The sequence below is a fragment of the Mesorhizobium sp. M1E.F.Ca.ET.063.01.1.1 genome (assembly GCF_003998155.1).
GTDB lineage: Bacteria > Pseudomonadota > Alphaproteobacteria > Rhizobiales > Rhizobiaceae > Mesorhizobium.
On sequence record NZ_RZSC01000869.1, the window covers coordinates 1 to 2,284 of the forward strand.

The 2,284-nt window shown below is 56.9% G+C and carries 1 protein-coding gene and 2 pseudogenes; all 3 read right to left on the bottom strand.

All coding sequences use genetic code 11. The annotated features are described in order from the left end of the window. Positions 1-129: 129 nt before the first annotated feature. Positions 130-306, bottom strand: a pseudogene (locus EOA29_RS33590) (transposase); the annotation flags it as partial. A gap of 201 nt (positions 307-507) precedes the next feature. Then, entirely contained in the window at positions 508-1,731 is a 1,224-nt protein-coding gene (locus tag EOA29_RS33595; protein WP_245468674.1) for an FAD-dependent oxidoreductase, read from the bottom strand. 1 nt (position 1,732) lies between these two features. Next, positions 1,733-2,284: pseudogene (locus EOA29_RS33600) on the bottom strand (sugar phosphate isomerase/epimerase); the annotation flags it as partial.

The following is a 2,284-nucleotide window of genomic DNA, read 5'->3' on the forward strand; positions in this document are numbered from 1 at the left end:
CGAACTCCACTATGTCACCCGTTATGGTAACCTGCAGTGATCGCCGCCGGCGCGCCGACTAACGGCTGACAGCCATATACGCATCAGGCGGCTTCGGGAAAGGGCGCCTTGGCGCATCGCTTACGCTTAGCGCGCAGCCAGACGAACAGCAGCGCTCCGGCCCTTGATCTCACGCTCGACGGCGAAGATCGCGCCGATCTTGTCCAGCGCCTGACGTGCGATCGGCGATTTGGTCTTAGCGTGCTCGTCGAACAGTTTGCGCCTGGCATGGGCCCAACACGCGGCTGGCTCCAGCCGCGGCCGACCGGTGATCGGATTCTACACGCCGCCTGACCCCGGAGAGATTACCGGTCTTACATTAGTCGGCGCAATCTTACATTTAAGTGCAGTGCGACACCGCCTTCGATCCGTCGGTTTTGGCGGAAGCAGAGTGATGATCCTTGGAGGCTCTGCCGCAGCCTCAAGTCGAGAAAAACTTGTAACTTTGAACGGCGGGACGCCGCTGTTTCATCGTAAGAGAGATTTGAGCTGAAAGGAAGGGTCGCTCAGTGACAATGGTTCTACCCTCATACGACGCCCAATAAGCATGTCAGATACCCGTATATCTTTAGCGATCGAGCCGAGACTTCCGAAGCCGCATGCCCCAATCAAGCGATTTTCTCGATCTAGGTGAAATGACATGTAAGCACTCTGGGTTGCTCGTTGTACTTCACTTGCCGCCATTGTCGGGATCCCGACGATCTGCAAACTGCAGTCGAACTGATCCGACCAGAACCAGGGTACGGCGCTGTAGGTGATCGCAGCTCCCATCATATTCTTGGCCGCGACATCTCCCTGGAGCCGAGCATTGTTCCAGGCCTCAAGCCGAAAACGCTGGTTTTCGAACAAAGAATGGGGAAATGTACAGCAATCGCCTGCAGCAAAGATATCCCCCTTTGACGTCTCCAGTCGTTCATTGACGACAATGCCGTTGTCGATTCTTAGGCCTGCAACCTCCGCGAGAGCGCTGTTTGGAATTGCCCCAATGCCAGCGATCACGAGATCTGCGGCAAACGCGCCGCCGCCTTCGCTTTGGACAACAGTTTGGCCTTCGTTGTGCTGGATTTCAGTAACTCTGACGCCACAGATTATTTGAACACCTCCCTTGATGTGGCGATCGGCGATCAGCGCTGCGATCTGTTCTGGTACCCCACGCGTGAGAATCCTGGCGCCTGCTTCCAAAATGGTAACATCTTTACCATTGCTGGCTGCAGTCGCCGCAATTTCCAGGCCGATAAAGCCGCCACCGAGGACGATTATCTTCCGAGCTCCAGCAAGAGCTTCTCTGAGCCGAAGGGCGTCGTCAAACCGGCGGAGCGTGAAAACCCTTGCGTTTTCTGCAAAGGGAACTGGCAGCGTGCGTGGCTCGGCACCGAGGGCCAGCAGAAGCTTTGAGTATCCGAGGGAGTCTCCTGTTTTCAGGGTGACAAGATGCTCATCTGGTAAAATCCTGGCAACATGGTTGTGCACAAGAGTGATGTTGGCTCTGACAAAGTCAGGTTCGGTGAAAAGGAACACCGGCTGAAAGTTGTCGGCCAGCAGTTCCTTCGACAGCGGGGGCCGCTCATATGGCAAATGAACCTCATCGCCAATCAGAGTGATAGAGCCTTGCCAGCCTGCATTACGGAGCTCGAACGCTGCAGCAACGCCGCTCTGACCAGCTCCAACTATCACCATCCCGCTGTCTGCCACGCTAGACTCCAGTTACTACGGGCGCAGGCGCGTCGACCGCGGCCGTCCACAGATCCTCAATAGCCGCCTTGAGCGTGAGCGCCTCTTCCCAGCGGTCCGTCGTGTCGTTTCCGTCTCGCCCGGTAATTGCGTAGGGCTTCGGGCCTAGTTCGCAGGTGAAACACAGTGTCGCATCAGGCTCGGCGCGTTTGCGCCAGCTAAGGACACCGTACCGCCACCAGTCGAGGAAGAGATCCAACCACATTCGGTGATGCGGGAAAGATATCTCGATCTGCACCTGCTCTCGGGAAGCGACCCTGCCGTGCAAGGCCCAACTGTTGTCGAGGACCCGATGGATCATTTCATGCTGTTCTGCGGAAACAGGCCAGGCAAACTCCCGGCCTACCATAAAGTGCGAGAGATCGGCCAACAGAGGCAAGTCGGGCATTTGATCCAGCAGGTCGAGCACGAAGTAAAGGTCGGTCGTCATCCTGTCGCGATGAGTTTCGATCAGAACGGGAAAATCGACCTGCTCTGCAAGCCGCCTCCATCCTTCGATGAGGCGGAGCCCCTC